Source organism: Dactylosporangium sp. CA-152071 (genome assembly GCF_050936335.1).
Classification (GTDB): domain Bacteria; phylum Actinomycetota; class Actinomycetes; order Mycobacteriales; family Micromonosporaceae; genus Dactylosporangium; species Dactylosporangium maewongense.
The window spans coordinates 7,014,945-7,032,867 of sequence record NZ_JBNJMZ010000001.1; the positions used below are offsets into that span (position 1 = coordinate 7,014,945).

The following is a 17,923-nucleotide window of genomic DNA, read 5'->3' on the forward strand; positions in this document are numbered from 1 at the left end:
CTGCTCGGCCTCCGCAACGGGCTGCTGCTGCTCGGCCTCCGCAACGGGGCCGCTGGTCGGCCTCCGCGAGGGCCGCTGGTCGGTCTCAGTGACCCGGCCGCTGCTGGTCTCCCGCGACAGGCCGCTGCTGGCCGAGCTCAGATGCGCTGCAACGCCGACCGATGCGGGACGTGTACTTGCCGCTCGTCCGCCGGCGCCGGGCCGTGGCTCGCCATCACCGGCTCTGCATCAGTCCGTGTCAGCCGGGACGAGCTTGACGGCGTCGGCGCTGCACCACGCGGCCTGTCGCTGTGCGTGTTCCGTGCCGGCCGCTACGGCTGCCGGCGGGGGACCACCTCGGCGGCCACGTCCGACCAGGTCAGGGACAGGCCGGACGCGGCTCGGGTGGCCCGGATCTCCATCATCTCGCCGAGGATCACGGCGCGGTCGGCGACGACGGGGGTGTCGTCCAGCGAGTACGTGATCCGCTCGCTGACGAACACCGGCGTGCCCACGTCGGCGTGCAGGTGCCCGGCCAACTCCTCCTCCAGCACCGCGGGGCGGATCGTCTCGCTGGCCCTGGCGACGGCCACCCCGGCGTCGGCCAGCGTCAGGTACAGCGACGCCGTGGCGAAGTCGGCCGCCCGGATCCGGTTGCCGAACGGCTTGCGAACCCACGACACCTGGTGCACGGCCGGCCGCCCGGCGAACGCCCTGACCCGCTCGAGCCGCAGCGCCGGCGCCCCCAGTAAGACCGCGACCGGCGACGGAGGCCGGCGCAGCGCCTGGTCCAGCACCCGGGTCTGCACCTCGAGACCCTGCTCGCGCAGGTCGTCCGCGAGGTTGCGCAGCGGGCCCAGCCGGTACGCCAGGTGCGGCGGCGCCACATACGTGCCCTTCCCCGCCCGCTGCACGATCAGCCCCTCGTCGCTGAGGTGCCGCAGCGCCTGCCGGAGCGTCATCAGGGTCACGCCGTAGCTGTGGCTGAGGTCGCGCTGCCCGGGCAGCGCCGCACCAGGCGCATACTCCCCGGCGCGGATCTTCTCGGCCAGGTCGGCGGCGATGCTGCGATACCGCGGCTCGGCGTTGATGGCTCACCCTTCGTCCATGGCCTCCCGGATCGACCGGACATAGGCCCCGATCTCGGCCGGCGTGGCGCCGTCGAGCACCCGGCGCATGATCGCCGCGCCGATGACGACACCGTCGGCGAGGCGGGCTGCCTCGGCCGCCTGGGCCGGGGTGGAGATGCCGAATCCTAGCAACACCGGCAGGTCGCAGCGGCCGGCGAGCCGGCGCGCCAGGTCGGCGGCGGACGCGGCGAGGGTCTCGCGCTCGCCGGTCGTGCCCATGACCGTGACCGCATACACGAAGCCCCGGCTGCGCCGCGCGATCTCGCCGAGGCGCTCGTCCGGGGTGGCGGGCGACGCCAGCAGCACCAGATCCAGGTCCTGCTCTTCTGCCTTGGCACTTGCCTCGGCGCACTCCTCCAGCGGCAGGTCGGGGACGATCAGCCCGTCGAAACCGGCGTCGCGGAGGCTGCGGCAGAACGCGTCGTCGCGGACGAGGAGGTTGGCATACGTGCTGGCGACGAGCGGCGCGGCCCCGGCGACCTCCGGGATGCGGGCCAGGATGCCGCGCAGCGTCGCGCCCCGGGTGAGGGCCGCGTGGGTCGCCTCCTGGATCGTGGCGCCGTCGAGCGTCGGGTCGGAGAACGGCAGGCCGACCTCGATCGCGTCGGCACCGTTGTCGACGAGCGCCCGGAGGTGATCGGTCCACTCGGCGACGGCGCCGCCGGTGAGATACGGCATCAGGACCTTGTGGTCGGTCGGCAGCTTCACAGCAGCTCCTTCAGTGCGGAGATGTCCTTGTCGCCGCGGCCGGACAGGGTCAGCAGGACGGTCGAGCCGGCGGGCAGCGTGCCGTCGGCGGCGGCGCGGATCACCCACGCGACCGCGTGCGCGGACTCGAGCGCCGCCACGATCCCCTCGGTGCGGGCGAGCCGGACGACGGCGTCGACCACCTCGGCGTCGCTGACCGTCACATACCGGGCGCGGCCGAGGTCCCGCAGGTGCACGTGCTCGGGGCCGATGCCCGGATAGTCGAGCCCCGCGGCGATCGAGTGGGCCTCCAGGACCTGGCCGTCGTCGTCCTGCAGGAACATCGACCGCACCCCGTGCAGCACGCCGAGGCTGCCGCGGGTCGCGCCGGCGCCGCCCTCGGCCTCGACCCCGACCAGCTTCGCCGTGGTGTCGACGAACCCGGCGAAGGTCCCGGCCGCGTTGGACCCGCCGCCGACGCACGCCACGACGTGGTCGGGCACCGCCGCGGGCAGCGCGGTGGCGCACTGCTGGCGCGCCTCGTCGCCGATGACCCGCTGGAACTCGCGCACCATCCACGGATAGGGCATCGGGCCGAGCACGGATCCCATGCAGTAGTAGCTGTCGGCGGTCGAGCCGACCCAGTGCCGCATCGCCTCGCTGGTGGCGTCCTTCAACGTCCTCGCGCCGGTGCGGACGGGCACGACCTCGGCACCGAGCATCCGCATCCGGAACACGTTGAGCGCCTGCCGCTCGATGTCGCGCTCGCCCATGAACACGGTCGCCGCCATGCCGAACATCGCCGCCGCGGTCGCCGTCGCCACCCCGTGCTGCCCGGCGCCCGTCTCGGCGATCAGCCGCTTGTGCCCCATCCTGCTCGCGAGCAGCGCCTGGCCGATCACGTTGTTGATTTTGTGTGAGCCCGTGTGGGTGAGGTCCTCCCGCTTGAGCAGCAGCGTCACGCCGAGCTCGGCGGACAGCCGCACCGCGGGGGTCAGCGGCGTCGGCCGCCCGGCGTGCGTGGCGAGCAGGCCGGCCAATTGGTGCCGGAACGCGGGGTCGGCCCATGCCTCCCGGAACGCCTCCTCGACCCGCCGGCAGGCGGGGATCAGGGACTCGGGGACGTAACGCCCGCCATAGTCCCCGAACCTGCCCAGCGGTCCCGGGTCGTCCATCAGCCGGACGCGCGACGGCGTGCGGCTCGGCCGGATCAGCAGATCGCCCATGCCCACTCCCAGAGTTCTAGAACAGTTGCAACAGTTCTAGAACAGTGACAGACTCCGTGACGGAAGTCAACGCGGCCGGGGTCGCGGGGCGGACGCCACATGGCGTAGCGTCCTGCGTCGATCGACCAGGACGGGGGAAACCATGGACGCATCGACCGTCAGCGTGCCGCCACGCGTGGCCGCGCTCGCGGAGCGGCAGCAGCTCGGCGCGCACGTCGCCATGCACAAGGGCGACCACCCGGTGGTGGAGTGCGCCACCGGCCTCGTCATCTCGGCGATCCTGTTCGGTGCCGCCGCCCTCGTCAGCTGGATCGTCTCGTCCATCGAGTTCCTCCAGGTGAAGGCGCTCGCCCTGATCGTCGTGCTGCTGGCGATCGCCGGCCTGGCCGCGGCGGGCTATGCCTTCTACCGGCTCTTCGGCGCCTACGTCGTCGTCCACCACTACGAGCACGGCCTGGTGTGGAGCCGCAACCGCAGCGTCGACGCCGCCCCGTTCTCGTGGATCGACGAGATGTACGTCACCCGCAAGGACGACAAGATCACCGCAGCCGGCCTGGTCACGCTCGACGGCCGCGCGGTGGACATCACCGGCGCCGACAAGGCGGACTACAAGGCGTTCGTCGAGCGGCTCGAGGCGGAGCTCGTCGCCCGCCGGTGCCAGATCCGGCCGGCACGACGGGAGGTCGGCCGCGGCCCGGCCGGCGTCGGCCTCAGCGACCGCGCCATCGCGGTCCTCGCCGTCATCGTCGGCGGTCTTCTCGTCGCCGCCATCGCCGTCCCGCTGTCCCGGGCCGGGCTGCCCGGTGCGATGGCGGCGGTCATCGGCTTCCTCGTCATCGGCGTCACCGTCGGCCTGCTCGGGACCCGCTTCGACGGCCGGATCGCCGTCGTCGGCGCGATCTTCGCCGCCATCGGCGGTCTCGTCACGATGATCGCCGTAGCCGCCCTGATCCCGCAGGTCAACAAGTACGTGACGGCGACCGTGGTCCTCGCCCTGGAGATGGGCGTCCTGTCGGTGGTGCTCAATGCGTACCGGCGCCTGCCGGCACTGCGCCCGACCCGCGCCCGGCAGCGGCTGGCCTCCCAGCGCGGCTGGGAGTTCCTGCCCTCGCTCGCCGTGCCCGTCCCCGGCCCGCAGACCGGCCGCGCCGTCATCGGCGTCCAGGAGCACGCCCAGTCCGTCGACCTGTATGACGTGCTCAGGGGCACCGTCGACGGCGTGCCGGTGCTCGTCGGCGACCGGTACCGGCGCAAACCCCGCCGCTCCGACCCGGTGCAGACCATCTGGATGGTGCCGCTGCCCACCCCGGTGCCGTATCTGTCGCACACCGCCTTCGACCAGGCCGGCCAGGTCGCCCCCGGCGCGCCGGACCCCGCCCTCGCGGGCCTCTTCGCCGGCCGCGTCCCGGTCCCCGAGCTGTTCATGGCCGTCCCGCCGTGGTGGATCGAGGGGCAGTACCTGCTGTGCGAGGGCTCCGGCGACCTGGACGTCGTCGTCGCCTGGTCCACCCGCCTGACCCGCGCCGTCGCCGCCATGCCCTGGGACGCCGTCCGCGCCGCCATCCCCAACGGCCACCGCGCCTGAGCCCCGCCCGCATTGCACGGCCTGCCGTCGTCCGGACCGGGTCGACGACCCGGTGGAGGGGGCCTGCGCGCAGCGTCTTGTCGGTGATCTCGCCGGTGGGAGCCCCGCGTTTCACCGGCCTCGCTGGCTGACCGTCACCCAATGGGCGCGGCACCGCGCCATTGGTGAGCCATGCGGCGGTGGCCTCGGCCCTGGCCACCCCGATGGGGGTTGTCCGGCGCTGCGCGCGGTTGCGTGGTCGCTCGCGTGATCTGGATCGGGTGCGGGTCAGGGCTGCTGATGGAGGCGGGCGAGGTCGACGCCGTCGTCCCCGGCCGCATCGGGGAAGCCCGCGTCGCCGTGCACGGCGAGCACTGTGTCCTCGGTCAGGTTCGACCGTCCACTGTGGCGGAACGACTCCGTCCCGGCCACCGCGGCAGCCGCGAAGTGCGGCCCTCCAGCGGCCTCGTTGAGTGCTTGCGGCAGGTAGTGCCAAGCGTCTTTCGAAAACTATGGTGGATTCTGTTTGATTAGTGGGCGCATGTGAGCTATTCCGTTCGGGAATGTTTCATGTTACGTTCCCGGAACCTGGGCCCTACCCAAGCCCGTCGATGCCCGCCACAACGCTCGCTGCCAGCGCGCGGCCGATCGCCAACCGGCCGCGGGCCGGTTCCGCGTGCTCTTTCCCGCCAGAAGGAGTTCGATGCGCCATCTCCTCGCCCGCACACTGGCCGTCCTGACCGTCGTCGCCGGGGGGCTGGTGGCGTCGGGTGCGCCGGCCTCGGCCGTCGTGCCGAAGACGCCGCCGCTGACGACGCCGTGGACCAGCCAGGTGTCCACGACGAACCCGCTGCCCGAGTACCCGCGGCCGCAGATGACCCGCAACGAGTGGCAGTCGCTCAACGGGGAGTGGGAGTTCCTGAACCCCGCCACCGACGGCGCCGGCAACGTGAACCGCTACGCGGCGCCGCCGCTGGGGCAGACGCTGCCGGAGCGGATCCTGGTGCCGTTCCCGGTCGAGTCGGCGCTGTCCGGCATCATGCGCAACGACAACCGTGACCTGATGTTCTACCGGCGGACGTTCACCGTGCCGGCCGGGTGGAACGGGCGGCGCGTCCAGCTGCACTTCGGCGCCGTGGACTACGAGGCCACCGTGTGGGTCAACGGGGTGCAGGTCACCACCCACAAGGGCGGCTACGACCGGTTCGAGGTCGACATCACGCCGCAGCTCAACGGCGGTAACAACGAGATCGTCGTGCGGGTGTACGACCCGACCGACGGCCGCGGCGAGAAGCAGCCGATCGGCAAGCAGACCAACAGCCCGAGCGGCATCTTCTACACGCCGACGTCCGGGATCTGGCAGACGGTGTGGCTGGAGCCGACGCCGGTGTCGTCGATCTACTCCGTCGACATCTACGCCAACCTGGCCAACAACACCGCGCGGGTCAGGGTCTTCACCCGCGGCAACGTCACGGGGCACACCGTCTTCGCCGAGGCGATGAACGGCACGACCGTCGTCGGCAGCGTGACCGGCGGGTTCACCGAGTTCAGCGTGCCGGTGCCGAACGCGCGCCGGTGGTCGCCGGACGACCCGTTCCTGTACAACCTGCGGGTCTCGCTGCGCAACAGCGCCGGCGCGACCGTGGACCAGGTCGTGAGCTACTTCGGGATGCGGGAGATCGGCAAGAAGCTGGTCAACGGCGTGCTCCGCCCGACCCTCAACGGCGAGTTCATCTTCCAGGCCGGCACGCTCGACCAGGGCTTCTGGCCCGACGGGCTCTACACCGCGCCGACCGACGCCGCGCTCGCCTCCGACCTGCAGAAGCACAAGGACCTCGGGTTCAACATGGTCCGCAAGCACATCAAGGTCGAGCCCGCGCGCTGGTACTACCACGCCGACCGCCTGGGCCTGCTGGTGTGGCAGGACATCCCGTCGACGCAGGCGTTCGACGCGAACCGGACGCCGGCGCAGATCGCCGAGCTGGAGTCCGAGGCGCGCGAGATCATCGACGAGCACCGGTTCTCGCCGGCGGTCGTCACCTATGTGCCGTTCAACGAGGGCTGGGGCGAGTGGAACCTCGCCGACACCCAGCGGATCACCACGGACCTGAAGAACTACGACCCGACCCGCCTGGTGAACCCGCACAGCGGCTACAACTGCTGCGCGTCCAAGGGCGACCCCGGCACCGGCGACATCATCGACTGGCACATCTACACCGGTCCTGACGCCCCGCTGCCGTCATCGACCCGCGTCTCGGTCCTCGGCGAGTTCGGCGGGATCGGCCTGCGCACGCCCGGGCACGAGTGGAGCCCGGACGGGCAGTTCTTCGCGTACGAGCAGGTGTTCAGCAACGCGCAGCTCAACGACCGGTTCACCGGCATGATCCGCGACACGCAGGCGCTCATGACGACGCGGGGCCTGTCGGCGTACGTGTACACCGAGATCACCGACGTCGAGGGCGAGTACAACGGGCTGCTCACCTACGACCGGCGGATCCAGAAGGTCGACACCAACCTGGTCCGCGCCGCGAACACCAGCCTCATCAACGCGTCGAAGAACCTGAACGCGGCCGTGCCGATGACCCTCGGGCACGTCAGGTCGTTCCAGGTGACCACGGCCGGGCTGACGAACCGCTACCTGCGGCACTCGAACAGCTTCGCCCGCACCGACGTGCTCAGCTCGGCGAGCGCCGACGGGGCGCGGCAGGACGCGTCGTTCCGCACGGTGGCCGGCCTGGCCGACCCGCGGTGCTACTCGTTCGAGTCCGTGAACTTCCCCGGCCAGTACCTGCGGCACGCCAACCTCCGCGTCCGCATCGACCCCAACACGGGCGGCAGCTTCGCCGCGGACGCGACCTGGTGCAGCCGGCCCGGGCTGGCGGCGGGCGGCACGTCGTTCGAGTCGTACAACTTCCCCGGCTCGTACATGCGCCACTACGCCGACAACGTCTACCTGGCGCGCAGCGGCGGCGCCAACGCATGGGACACCGCGTCCGGCTTCGCCGCCGACGCGACCTGGAACACGGCGAACCCGGCGCTGTGGCGCAGCTCGGTGCAGCTGCAGACCGATGTGCGCAAGTCGCTGCAGGTCACCACGTGGGGCTTCACCGACCGCTACCTGCGGCACTCGGACAGCCTCGCCTACACCGAGATCGTGAACGGCGGCAGCAGCGCCCTGCTGAAGGCCGACGCCACGTACACGGTGCGGCGCGGCCTGGCCGACTCGTCGTGCTACTCGTTCGAGTCGGTGAACTTCCCCGGCCAGTTCCTGCGGCACGCCGACAGCCGGGTCCGCAACTCGGTGAACGACGGCTCGGCGCTGTTCTTCGCCGACGCCACGTTCTGCGCCCGTCCGGGCATCGGCGGCGCCGGCGTCACGTTCGAGTCGATCAACATCCCCGGCTCGTACCTGCGGCACTTCGAGTCGCAGGTGTACATCTCCGCCGGCAACGGCACCGGGTTCCAGCGGCCGCAGGCGCTCAGCGCCGACAGCAGCTGGAACCTGGCCGCACCGTGGGCCCCGTGACGCCCTAGGCGTTGAGGCCTGCGATGGTGGCGGAGAGGGCGGCGTCCTTCTCCGCCACCATCGCGCGCAGCGACTCCTGGAAGTCACGGACCTTCGCCAGCAGCTCGGGGTCGCCGACGGCGAGGATGCGGGCGGCCATCAGCCCGGCGTTGCGGGCGCCACCGATCGCCATGGTGGCGACGGGGATGCCGGCCGGCATCTGCACGATCGACATCAACGAGTCCATGCCGTCGAGGTATTTCAGCGGTACCGGCACCCCGATGACCGGCAGGGGAGTGGCGGAGGCGACCATGCCCGGCAGGTGCGCCGCGCCGCCGGCCCCGGCGATGATGACCTTCAGCCCGCGGGCGACGGCCTCGCCGGCGTAGTCGAGCATCAGGTGCGGCGTGCGGTGGGCGGAGACGACCCGTACCTCATAGGACACGCCGAACTCGTCCAGTGCCTCGGCGGCGAGCCGCATCACGGGCCAGTCGGAGTCGCTGCCCATGATGATGCCGACGTCGGTCAATGCACATACCCTTCTTCGAGGATCCGGGCGGCCCGGGCGGCGCGCCGGCGGCAGTCTTCCATGTCGTCGCCGAGGACCGTCACGTGGCCGATCTTGCGCCCGGGCCGGACCTGCTTGCCGTACAGGTGGACCTTTGCGCCGGGCTCCTCGGCGAACAGGTGGTGCAGCCGCTCGTCGATCGGCATCCCGCCGGGCGCGCCGCCGAGCACGTTGGCCATCACGACCGCGGGGGCGGTGAGCCTGGTGTCGCCCATCGGGTAGTCGAGCACGGCCCGCAGGTGCTGCTCGAACTGCGAGGTCCTGGCGCCCTCGATCGTCCAGTGCGCGGAGTTGTGCGGGCGCATCGCCAGCTCGTTGACCAGGATCTTCCCGGTCGTCGTCTCGAACAGCTCCACGGCGAGCACACCGACCACCCCGAGCCGGGTGGCGATGTCGATGGCGAGCCGCTGAGCCTCGACCGCCACGTCCTCGTCGAGCCCGGGCGCCGGCGCGAGCACCTCGACGCAGATGCCGTCCTGCTGCACGGTCTCGACGACCGGGTAGGCGGCCACCTGGCCGAGTGGCGACCTGGCGACGACGGCGGCGAGCTCCCGCTTGAGCTGGACGCGTTCCTCGCCGATCAGCCCCTTCACGTCCGGGATGTCGGCGACCGAGTGGGCGACGAAGACGCCGCGGCCGTCGTAGCCACCCGTGGCGGTCTTGACGATGATCGGCCAGCCGACCTCGTCGCCGAACTGCTGGAGGTCGCCGTCCGTCCAGCGGGGCACGGGGAAGCCGAGCTCCGCGAGGTGGGCGCGCATGTCGCGCTTGTTCTGCGCGTACCGGAGGGCGTCGGCCCCCGGCAGCAGCGTGACGCCCTCCGCGGCGAGCGTGCGGATCAGGTCGCCGGGCACGTGCTCGTGGTCGAAGGTGACCACGTCGCACCCCTTCGCGAACGCCCGCACCGCGTCGATGTCATCGTGCCGGCCGATGACGACGTCGGCGGCGACGAGCGCGGCCCCGTCGTCGGCGGAGACGGCGAGCACCCGGAGCGACTGTCCGAGGGCGATGGCGGCCTGGTGGGTCATGCGGGCCAGCTGGCCGCCGCCCACCATGCCCACGACGGGGAGTCCGGTTCGCGAGTCCATAGGCTGGTGAGCCTAGCGTTTTCCGGTCGCGGCACCCGAGTCCCGGGCGCCGCGACCGGCACGGATCACACCGGCGGGCCCTCCCGGCGGTGCCCGGCGCGGATCACACCGACGGGCCCTGCTTGCGGAGCTCGTCGACCTGGGTCATGGCCTGGCGGAGCTCGGCCAGCCACGACTCGGCGTGCTGGCCGACGAGGGCGACGCACCAGGCCAGCGCCTCCGAGCGGGACCGGGCCACGCCGGAGTCCACGAGGGTGTCCAGGACCTGCCGCTCGGCCTGCCGCAGCCGGGTCATGACCGGCGCGGAGAACGTGGTGAACAGCTCCCGGGTCTCGCCGACCCGCACGCCCCACGCGACCTTGCGCTGGTAGCGCCGCTCCAGCTGCTGGGCGATGCCGATCCGCTGGTCGCGGGTGGTCTCCCGGAACCCGGCGATGCGGCCCTGATCGGCGGCGGACCGGTCGGCGTCGGTCGCGTCGTCGGGGAGGGGCGGGTCGCTGAGCCGGCCGACGATGGTGATCTCGTCGCGGTCGATGGTGATCTCGGCGGGTCCGGTGAACCAGCCGTCGGGCAGCGCGCCGCCGATCCAGGCGGGCGCGTCGGTGGCGGGCGGGGGCTCGCTGCGCGGACCGCCGCCGCGGCCCCATTCTCCTCTTCGCATCTGCTTACTCCCTTACTCACTTGCTCCTGCAACGCTGATTACATGATTACACCGTTACGAGGGCGTGCCAAAGGAGGGCGTGTTCGCCCAGAGGGGAAACGGCGCTCCTAGCCGAGGCCTGAGACCAGGTCCTCCAGCTCGGTGACCGGCGCGTCGCAGACGAAGCCGCGGCAGATGTACGCCGTGGGCCGGCCGTCCCGCAGGATCCGGCTCTCCAGCAGCGGCACCCCCGGCGTGTCCGGCGGGCCGGCGACGACCACCGCGCCGGGCGGGGCGTGCCACCAGGCGGCGGTGACGAGCGGGTCGTGGCGGTCCTGGGTGGCGATCGCGATCTCGTACGGGCCGGACAGCAGCGCCTCGCCGACCGCGCACGCGTAACCGGTGAACCGGCCGTGGGTGGCCGCCACCATGGCGACCGTGGCCAGGGCGCGCTCCGCCGCCTCCCGCTTCGCGACGTCCGCCGTCAGCGCCGAGTAGGCGACGAGCGCCGCCGCGATCGCCGACAGGCCGGACGGCGTCGCGTTGTCGGTCACGTCGGCGGGGCGGCTGACCAGCTGCTCCGCGTCGTCGGCAGTGTCGAAGAAGCCGCCGGCCGGGTCGGCGAACCGCTCCAGGGCCACGTCGAGGAGCCGGCCCGCGAGGGTCAGCCACTCGCCGTCGCCGGTCGCCTGGTGCACCGCGCAGAACGCCTCCGCGACGGCGCCGTAGTCCTCCAGGACGCCGGCCGGAGCGCCGGCGACGCCGTCGCGGGACACCCGCCGCAGGCGGCCGTCGACGAGGTGGGTCTCCGCCAGATACCGCGCGGTGTCCACGGCGAGCTGGACGGCCTGCTGGTCGCCGTACACCTGGCCGAACTCGATCAGCGCGGTGATGGCCAGCCCGTTCCACGCCGCGACGATCTTGCCGTCGCGGCTGGGCTGCGGCCGGGCGTCCCTGGCCTCCAGCAGGCGCCGCTTGATGTCGAGCCAGCGCTCCAGGTTGAGCGGGTCCTCCGGCAGCTGCAGCACCGACGCGCCGTGCTCGAACGTGCCGTCGGCGGTCACCTCCAGCAGGTAGCGCGCCCACGCGCCGTCGATCTCGCCGAGCACCTCGTCGATCTGCTTCGGTGTCCACACGTACGTGAGGCCCTCGACGCCGTCCGTGTCGGCGTCCAGCGCCGAGATGAACCCGTGGCCGTCGTGCAGGTCGCGGCGCAGGAAGTCGGCGACCTCCCCGGCCACCCGCCGCGCGGTGCCGCCGCCGGCGATGCGGTCGAGCTGCACATACGTCCGCAGCAGCAGCGCGTTGTCATAGAGCATCTTCTCGAAGTGCGGCACCGTCCACGTCTCGTCCACCGAGTACCGCGCGAAGCCGCCGGCGAGCTGGTCATACATCCCGCCCCGGGCCATCCGCTCGGCCGTGTACCGCACGATGCCCAGCACCTCGTCGTCGTGGGTGCGCTGGTAGTGCCGCAGCAGGAACAGCAGGTTCATGTGCGGGGGGAACTTGGGCGCCCCGCCGAACCCGCCGTGCTCCTTGTCGTAGGCCTTCACGAGGCTCTGCGCGGCCGCGTCGAGGACGCCCTCGTGCATCGGGCCGGCGGGTGGCTTCGCGGCGACCTGCCTGATCGCGTCGACCACCGCCGCGCTCTGCTGGAGCACCGCGTCGCGCTGGGTCCGCCAGGCGTCCGACACGGCGTGGACGAGCCGCTGGAACGCGTCCCGCGGGAAGTAGGTGCCGCAGTAGAACGGCTCCCCGTCGGGCGTGGCGAACACCGTCATCGGCCAGCCGCCCTGCCCGGTCATCGCCTGCGTCGCCGTCATGTACACCGCGTCGACGTCCGGCCGCTCCTCCCGGTCCACCTTCACCGGCACCGTCAACTCGTTGACCAGCGCAGCGACGCCCTCGTGCTCGAACGACTCGTGCGCCATCACATGACACCAGTGGCAGGCCGCGTAGCCGACGGAGATGAGCACGGGAACGTCCCGGCGTCGTGCCTCCTCGAACGCCTCAGGTGACCACTGCCACCAGTCGACCGGGTTGTCCTTGTGCTGCTGCAGATACGGCGAGGTCGCGTCGGCGAGACGGTTGGCCATGCCTCAACCCTACGATCCGACCGCGCGGAGCCGCGGCCGCGCCGGGTGTACGGTGAGCCTGGAAGGTCCGGCCACGTTCATCCCCAGGCGCCGAGCCCACCGACGAAAGGTGGGCGCGCGGTGACCACGTCCTTCGGGCTGCTCAGCACGTATCCGCCGACCCAGAGCGGCGTTGCCGCGTTCGCCGGTGCGCTCAGCACCGCGCTGGCCGCCACGCCCGGCGTCGAGTGGGTCGAGGTCGTCCGGGCCGTCGACTCGCCGACCTTCACCGACCGGCCCGAGGTGGTCGCGCACCTCCTCGCGGGCGCCGACGGCGCGGCCGAGGTGGCCGCCGCCGCGCTCGACCGGCACGACGCCGTCGTCGTCAACCACGACTACGGCATCTTCGGCGGCAGCGACGGCGACACGGTGCTCGAGGTGCTGCGCCGGCTCCGGGCGCCCAGCATCGTCGTGCTGCACACAGTGCTGCGCCGGCCGAGCCAGCACCAGCGGTGGGTGCTGGAGACGGTGGCGTCCCTCGCCGGCGCCGTCGTCGTGACCACCGAGGCGGCCCGGGCCCGCCTGCACGAGACCTGCACCGTCGACCCGGCGAAGGTCCACCTGGTGCCGCACGGCGCCCTGGTGCGGCCGGCGATCCGCACGGTCAGCTCGTCGGGTGAGCCGATGGTGCTCACGTGGGGGCTGCTCGCGCCGGGCAAGGGCGTCGAGTGGGCGATCGCCGGGATGCGGGAGGTACGGCACCTGTCGCCGCGCCCCCGGCTCGTGATCTCCGGCCAGACCCACCCCAAGGTCCTCGCGGAGGAGGGCGAGTCCTACCGGCTGGGCCTCTACAAGAAGGTCCGTGCCTTCGGTGTGGCGGAGCTCGTCCGGTTCGAGCGCTCGTACGCCGACCCGGCGGTGCTCGCCCGCCTGGTCGACCGCGCCGACGTCGTCGTCCTGCCCTACGACTCGACCGAGCAGGTGTCCTCCGGGGTGCTGCACGAGGCGGTCGCGGCCGGCAAGCCCGTCGTCGCGACCTCGTTCCCGCACGCCGTGGATCTGCTCGGCTCCGGCGCGGGCCTGCTCGTGCCGCACCGCGACGGCGCCGCCGTCGGTGCCGCGCTCAAGCGCGTCCTCACCGACCCCGACCTGGCCGCCGGCATGCGGGCCGAAGGGCTGCGCCGCACCGCCGGCGCCGACTGGGCCAGCGTCGCCACCCGCTACACCGCGCTGGCCGCCGCCCTGATCGGCAGCTCTCGTCGATGACCGTCACGGCGCCGGGCTCGACTGTGACGCCGCACACGCCGGCCGGGGTCCCGCCGTGGTCGGTCGCGAACAGGAACGGCCGCCCTGATCGTCAGCTCTCGTTGATGACCGTCACGGCGCCGGGCTCGACTGTGACGCCGCACACGCCGGCCGGGGTCCCGCCGTGGTCGGTCGCGAACAGGAACGGCCGCCCTGATCGTCAGCTCTCGTTGATGACCGTCACGGCGCCGGGCTCGACTGTGACGCCGCACACGCCGGCCGGGGTCCCGCCGTGGTTGATCGCGAACAGGAACGGCGGCCGGCGCACCACCTCGACGGTGTCCGGGAGATCCGGCGGGGGTCGCAGCCCCGCTCCGTCGTACACCTGCCACAGCAGCGGGCCGAGATCCGCCGGGCGGGTGGAGACATACCAGGCGACGCCCCGCCCGTGCCGGTGGCGGGTGACGGCCGGGCCGCCCGGCGCCGGTCCGTCCACATAGGACAGAACGGTCTCCGCGCCCGCGAGGACCACGTGCTCGGCCCAGACGTCGGCGGTGGATCCGTCGCTGAGGGTGACCCGCTCGCCGGCGCGCAGGGGCAGGAACTCCTCGACGGTGACGCCGAGCAGGTCGCGCAGCGCGCCCGGGTAGGGGCCGTCGGGCACGGTGTCGTTGGTGTCGACGATGCCGGAGAAGTACGACACGACGAGCGTCCCGCCGCCGGACACGTACCGGTCGAGGTTCGCCGCGGCGGCCGGGGTCGTCAGGTACAGCGACGGCACCACGACCAGCGGATACCGCTCCAGGTCGGCCGACGGGTGCACGAAGTCGACGGTCAGGTGGTCGCGCCACAGCCGCCCGTAGTAGGCCTCGACCCGCTCACGGAACGCGAGGTCCACCGACGGCCGCCACTCCAGCTCGAGCGCCCACCACGACTCCCAGTCCCAGACGACGGCGACGTCCGCCGCGACCCGGGTGCCGCGCACCGCGCCCAGGCCGGCGAGCCGCTCGCCGAGCTCGGTGACCTCGCGCCAGATCCTGGTGCCGGTGCCGCCCTGCGGCAGCATCGCGGAGTGGAACTTCTCGGCACCCGACCGCGACGCCCGCCACTGGAAGAACAGCACCCCGTCGGCGCCGCGGGCGACGTGGGCCAGGCTGTTGCGGGCCAGCTCGCCGGGGCGCTTCGCGATGTTGCGCGGCTGCCAGTTGACGGCGCCGGTCGAGTGCTCCATGAGCAGCCACGGCGCGCCGCCGGCGAGCCCGCGGGTGAGGTCCGCACACATGGCCAGCTCGACGTGCCGGTCGTCCCGCTCGGCGGTCAGGTAGTGATCGTTGGCGACGACGTCGACCTCACGCGCCCACTTCCAGTAGTCCAGCCACTTGCAGTTGGCGATCATGAAGTTGGTGGTGACCGGGACGCCGGGGGAGTGCTGCTTCAGCGCGTCGCGCTCCCGCCGGTAGTTGGCGAGGTGCGTGTCGGAGCAGAACCGCAGGAAGTCCAGCTGCTGGGCGGGGTTGACGGCGGTCGGCGCGAGCCGCGGCAGGTCGATCTCCTCCCAGTCGCCATACCGCTGACCCCAGAAGGCGGTGCCCCACGCGGCGTTCAGCGCGGGCAGGTCGCCGTGCCGGTCGCGCAGCCACCCGCGGAACGCCGCCGCGCACGTGTCGCAGTAGCAGTGGGCGTTGACCCCGGCATACTCGTTGTGGACGTGCCACAGCGCGAGCGCCGGATGCCCGCCAAAGCGCCGGGCGAGCTGCTCGGCGATCGCCCGCGACGCCCGCGCGTAGTCGGGGGAGCTGGGGCAGAAGCTCTGCCGGCCGCCCTGCCCCAGCACGTGCCCGGCCCGGTCGACGAGCCGCGCGCCCGGGTGCCGCCGGATGAACCACGGCGGCGGCACGGCGGTCGGCGTCCCCAGGTCGACCCGGATCCCGGCGCCGTGCAGCAGGTCCAGCACCCGGTCGAGCCACTCGAACGTGTGCCGCCCCTCGGCCGGCTCGACCAGCGCCCAGCTGAACATGCCGACGCTGACGAGGTTGACCCCGGCGGCCCGCATCAGCTCGACGTCCTGCGCCCAGACCTCCTCGGGCCACTGCTCAGGCGTGTAGTCGCCCCCGTACGCGAGCATCTAACTTTCCAGGATCCTCGCCAGGGCGTCGAGGTCGGCCTGGACCGCCGCGCAGTCCCGGTCGAACTCCTCGTCCGTCATGCCCGGCTGCCGGCGCACGCTGAACACGACCTCGCTGCCCGCCCCGTTGGCGGTGACCCGCATCGGGTTGTAGAACGTCTCGCCGGACGGCACCGTCACGTGGTGGTCCATGACGCCGAACGGGTTGTCCGGCGCCCAGTCCAGCAGGATCCGCCCCATGTCCGAGTCGGCGACCCACTGCCCGTCGACCCACTCGACGGACTTCAGCAGACCCGGCGCCCAGGCGGGCAGGTTCGCCGGGTTCGACGCGTATGCGTAGACGTCCCCTGCCGATCGGTTGATGCTGCGGCTGACGTGTCGGGACTCCATCATGGGTCTGATTCTGCCCGGCGGGTACGACAATTTCGGCCCCGCCGGGCAGATGTCAGCGGCGGTTGCGCTGCCCCGGGGTGATGTAGTCGACCCAGACGACGTCGCCGCTGTCCAGCCGCAGGGTCACCGCCGCGTCGTCGGGCACCGGCACCGGGATCGTGACCGTCGCCCACGCGGTGGCGCTGCCCTGGTTCGGCAGCCGCAGCGTGCACCTGGCGGCGCCGTTGACGAGCACCGTCAGCTGCACGTTGCCGGTGACGGTGGCGTACCGCAGGTCGATGGACGGGCCGCGACCGACGTGGTCGAAGGCGATCGACGCGCCGTTGGCGTACACCAGGGCGGTCCTGTCGTTGGAGGCGGTCGGGTCGGCGACGGCGATGCCGGTCGACCCGCCCTGCGGCAGGTCCGCGTACTCGCCCTCGGAGCGGCCGGGGCCGGAGAAGTCCGGCGGCTCGAAGCCGCGGACGCGGTCCGGGCCGTGGACGTAGAGGCGCTTGGCGATCTCGGCCCGGAAACGGCGCAGGATCAGCGGGTTCGCCTGGATCCTGCTGTCTCCCCAGTAGCCGTTGGCGCAGGCGCCGGGCTGGCAGTTCCACATCGACTGGCTCGCCCAGTCGGTGTTGATGTACGCGACGCCGCGGACGATGTCGCGGTTGCGCTCGATGAACCGGAAGTACGGCGCGTACCAGGTGTCCCAGATCTGCTCGGCGGTGACCGGCACGGTCGCCCGCGGCCCGCCGGTGGCCGGGTCGACGAAGATGCAGCCGGCGGTCAGGTTGCCGAGGTCGAACCCCTGCGGCGCGGACTCGGCGACGAACACCGGCTTGCGGTGCTTGCGGGCGAAGTTCAGCAGCGACTCCTGCACCGCGAGCGGCGTCGCGGCCACGTTGCCCGGCGTCTCGCAGGCCCACTGGTAGCGGTCGAAGCGCTCGCCGTAGAAGTGCGACAGCCCGGCCCAGTCGACGTACTCGTCGCCCGGGTACCACTGCTCCCAGTGCCCGGCGGCGGTCGGCGCGTAGGGCGCCTGCTCGACCCGCGGCCACGCCGCCGACTGCCACACCGTCGCGATCCGCCGCGCCCCGAGCCGGTCGATGCGCCGCGCGATGTACCGGAACGCCTCCTTGTACAGCTCCGGGTCGTAGGCGTTCCACGCGCCGTCGAACTCGTAGCCGATCCGCAGGAACACGTCCCGTCCGGTCCGGTCGAAGTACGTGATGAACTCGTCGAGCCACTTGCGGTACCGCGCGACGGTCGCCTGGTCGGCGGTGCCGGCGAGCGCCTTCAGCGGCGTCTGCGACGGGTCCGACAGGAACAACCCGACCGCGATCCCGCCGCCGTACGTGTTGAGCGTGGCCGGGAAGTCGTTGTCGCCGGCGCCGTAGTTGGTCGGCTGGAACATCCCGCTCATCGGCGCCCCGACGAGGTTCGTGTAGAGCGTGACGCCCGCGGGCACCGGGAACCCGCGGTCGGTGTCCAGCACCGCCGTGTCGAAGTCCGCCAGGGTGCTGCTGTCCTGCCCGAGGTAGAACAGCACCCTGTCGCCGGACGGCAGGTTCACCGCCGACAGCGGCCGGCGCCGGTCCCCGCCGCCGTCGGTCGCCTGCGCGGTCCCGGCGGAGCTGAGCACGACGGCCACCGCCGCCAGCGTCGCGGCCAAACGGCCCAGTCTTCTGTGCAAGGGAGTCCTCCCAGGGTGGG

14 protein-coding genes are annotated in these 17,923 nt (G+C 72.4%); 3 read left to right on the top strand and 11 right to left on the bottom strand.

Going from position 1 to position 17,923, the window contains the following annotated elements; genetic code table 11:
* Positions 1-311: 311 nt before the first annotated feature.
* The 3 genes from ACQEVZ_RS31610 to trpB are packed head-to-tail and all read right to left on the bottom strand — an operon-like array spanning position 312 to position 3,022.
* Positions 312-1,070: a GntR family transcriptional regulator gene (locus tag ACQEVZ_RS31610; protein WP_433377104.1), complete on the bottom strand. Its 759-nt coding sequence runs from the start codon at positions 1,068-1,070 to the stop codon at positions 312-314.
* A gap of 3 nt (positions 1,071-1,073) precedes the next feature.
* Positions 1,074-1,817, bottom strand: coding sequence for a tryptophan synthase subunit alpha (gene trpA / locus ACQEVZ_RS31615; protein ID WP_433373196.1), 744 nt, complete (start codon positions 1,815-1,817; stop codon positions 1,074-1,076).
* Complete coding sequence (gene trpB, locus ACQEVZ_RS31620) at positions 1,814-3,022, bottom strand: tryptophan synthase subunit beta (RefSeq protein ID WP_433373199.1); 1,209 nt, start codon at positions 3,020-3,022, stop codon at positions 1,814-1,816. Before trpB ends, trpA begins: the two co-directional genes overlap by 4 nt.
* 142 nt (positions 3,023-3,164) lie before the next feature.
* On the opposite strand from trpB, the gene ACQEVZ_RS31625 reads away from it, so the two are divergent.
* Complete coding sequence (locus ACQEVZ_RS31625) at positions 3,165-4,607, top strand: hypothetical protein (RefSeq protein WP_433373202.1); 1,443 nt, start codon at positions 3,165-3,167, stop codon at positions 4,605-4,607.
* Positions 4,608-4,874: 267 nt separating this feature from the next.
* Here ACQEVZ_RS31625 and ACQEVZ_RS31630 read toward each other — a convergent pair whose 3' ends face one another.
* Positions 4,875-5,018, bottom strand: a complete 144-nt coding sequence (locus ACQEVZ_RS31630; protein ID WP_433373205.1) for a hypothetical protein — start codon at positions 5,016-5,018, stop codon at positions 4,875-4,877.
* Between the two features lie 271 nt (positions 5,019-5,289).
* Here ACQEVZ_RS31630 and ACQEVZ_RS31635 point away from each other — a divergent pair, with 271 nt between their 5' ends.
* Positions 5,290-8,112 (top strand): AbfB domain-containing protein, encoded by a 2,823-nt coding sequence (locus tag ACQEVZ_RS31635; protein ID WP_433373208.1) that lies wholly within the window; start codon positions 5,290-5,292, stop codon positions 8,110-8,112.
* Between the two features lie 4 nt (positions 8,113-8,116).
* Here ACQEVZ_RS31635 and purE read toward each other — a convergent pair whose 3' ends face one another.
* The 4 genes from purE to ACQEVZ_RS31655 all read right to left on the bottom strand — a co-directional run bounded on the left by purE (position 8,117) and on the right by ACQEVZ_RS31655 (position 12,483).
* Complete coding sequence (gene purE, locus ACQEVZ_RS31640; protein ID WP_344501692.1) at positions 8,117-8,620, bottom strand: 5-(carboxyamino)imidazole ribonucleotide mutase; 504 nt, start codon at positions 8,618-8,620, stop codon at positions 8,117-8,119.
* Positions 8,617-9,747 carry a 5-(carboxyamino)imidazole ribonucleotide synthase gene (locus ACQEVZ_RS31645; RefSeq protein ID WP_433373212.1) on the bottom strand — a complete coding sequence of 377 codons (1,131 nt, stop codon included), beginning with the start codon at positions 9,745-9,747 and terminating at the stop codon, positions 8,617-8,619. The genes purE and ACQEVZ_RS31645 overlap by 4 nt, the downstream gene beginning before the upstream one ends.
* Before the next feature lie 103 nt (positions 9,748-9,850).
* Positions 9,851-10,408, bottom strand: a complete 558-nt coding sequence (locus tag ACQEVZ_RS31650) for a hypothetical protein (protein ID WP_433373215.1) — start codon at positions 10,406-10,408, stop codon at positions 9,851-9,853.
* Positions 10,409-10,515: 107 nt separating this feature from the next.
* Positions 10,516-12,483, bottom strand: coding sequence for a thioredoxin domain-containing protein (locus ACQEVZ_RS31655; RefSeq protein WP_433373218.1), 1,968 nt, complete (start codon positions 12,481-12,483; stop codon positions 10,516-10,518).
* A 120-nt stretch (positions 12,484-12,603) separates the two neighbouring features.
* On the opposite strand from ACQEVZ_RS31655, the gene ACQEVZ_RS31660 reads away from it, so the two are divergent.
* Positions 12,604-13,728: a glycosyltransferase gene (locus ACQEVZ_RS31660; RefSeq protein ID WP_433373221.1), complete on the top strand. Its 1,125-nt coding sequence runs from the start codon at positions 12,604-12,606 to the stop codon at positions 13,726-13,728.
* Between the two features lie 199 nt (positions 13,729-13,927).
* Here the strand turns inward: ACQEVZ_RS31660 and ACQEVZ_RS31665 are convergent, their stop codons facing one another.
* The 3 genes from ACQEVZ_RS31665 to ACQEVZ_RS31675 are packed head-to-tail and all read right to left on the bottom strand — an operon-like array spanning position 13,928 to position 17,882.
* Complete coding sequence (locus ACQEVZ_RS31665) at positions 13,928-15,832, bottom strand: beta-galactosidase (RefSeq protein ID WP_433373224.1); 1,905 nt, start codon at positions 15,830-15,832, stop codon at positions 13,928-13,930.
* The gene (locus tag ACQEVZ_RS31670; RefSeq protein ID WP_344501686.1) at positions 15,833-16,225 is read right to left on the bottom strand and encodes an SRPBCC family protein; all 393 of its coding nucleotides are present in this window, start codon (positions 16,223-16,225) and stop codon (positions 15,833-15,835) included.
* A 52-nt stretch (positions 16,226-16,277) separates the two neighbouring features.
* Positions 16,278-17,882 carry a hypothetical protein gene (locus tag ACQEVZ_RS31675; RefSeq protein WP_433373228.1) on the bottom strand — a complete coding sequence of 535 codons (1,605 nt, stop codon included), beginning with the start codon at positions 17,880-17,882 and terminating at the stop codon, positions 16,278-16,280.
* Positions 17,883-17,923 lie beyond the last annotated feature (41 nt).

Coding starts and splice junctions, on each gene's coding strand:
- trpB (WP_433373199.1), bottom strand. CDS start 3,022: ATGGGCGATCTGCTGATCCGGCCGAGCCGCACGCCGTCGCGCGTCCGG.
- ACQEVZ_RS31625 (WP_433373202.1), top strand. CDS start 3,165: ATGGACGCATCGACCGTCAGCGTGCCGCCACGCGTGGCCGCGCTCGCG.
- ACQEVZ_RS31635 (WP_433373208.1), top strand. CDS start 5,290: ATGCGCCATCTCCTCGCCCGCACACTGGCCGTCCTGACCGTCGTCGCC.
- ACQEVZ_RS31645 (WP_433373212.1), bottom strand. CDS start 9,747: ATGGACTCGCGAACCGGACTCCCCGTCGTGGGCATGGTGGGCGGCGGC.
- ACQEVZ_RS31650 (WP_433373215.1), bottom strand. CDS start 10,408: ATGCGAAGAGGAGAATGGGGCCGCGGCGGCGGTCCGCGCAGCGAGCCC.
- ACQEVZ_RS31655 (WP_433373218.1), bottom strand. CDS start 12,483: ATGGCCAACCGTCTCGCCGACGCGACCTCGCCGTATCTGCAGCAGCAC.
- ACQEVZ_RS31665 (WP_433373224.1), bottom strand. CDS start 15,832: ATGCTCGCGTACGGGGGCGACTACACGCCTGAGCAGTGGCCCGAGGAG.
- ACQEVZ_RS31670 (WP_344501686.1), bottom strand. CDS start 16,225: ATGATGGAGTCCCGACACGTCAGCCGCAGCATCAACCGATCGGCAGGG.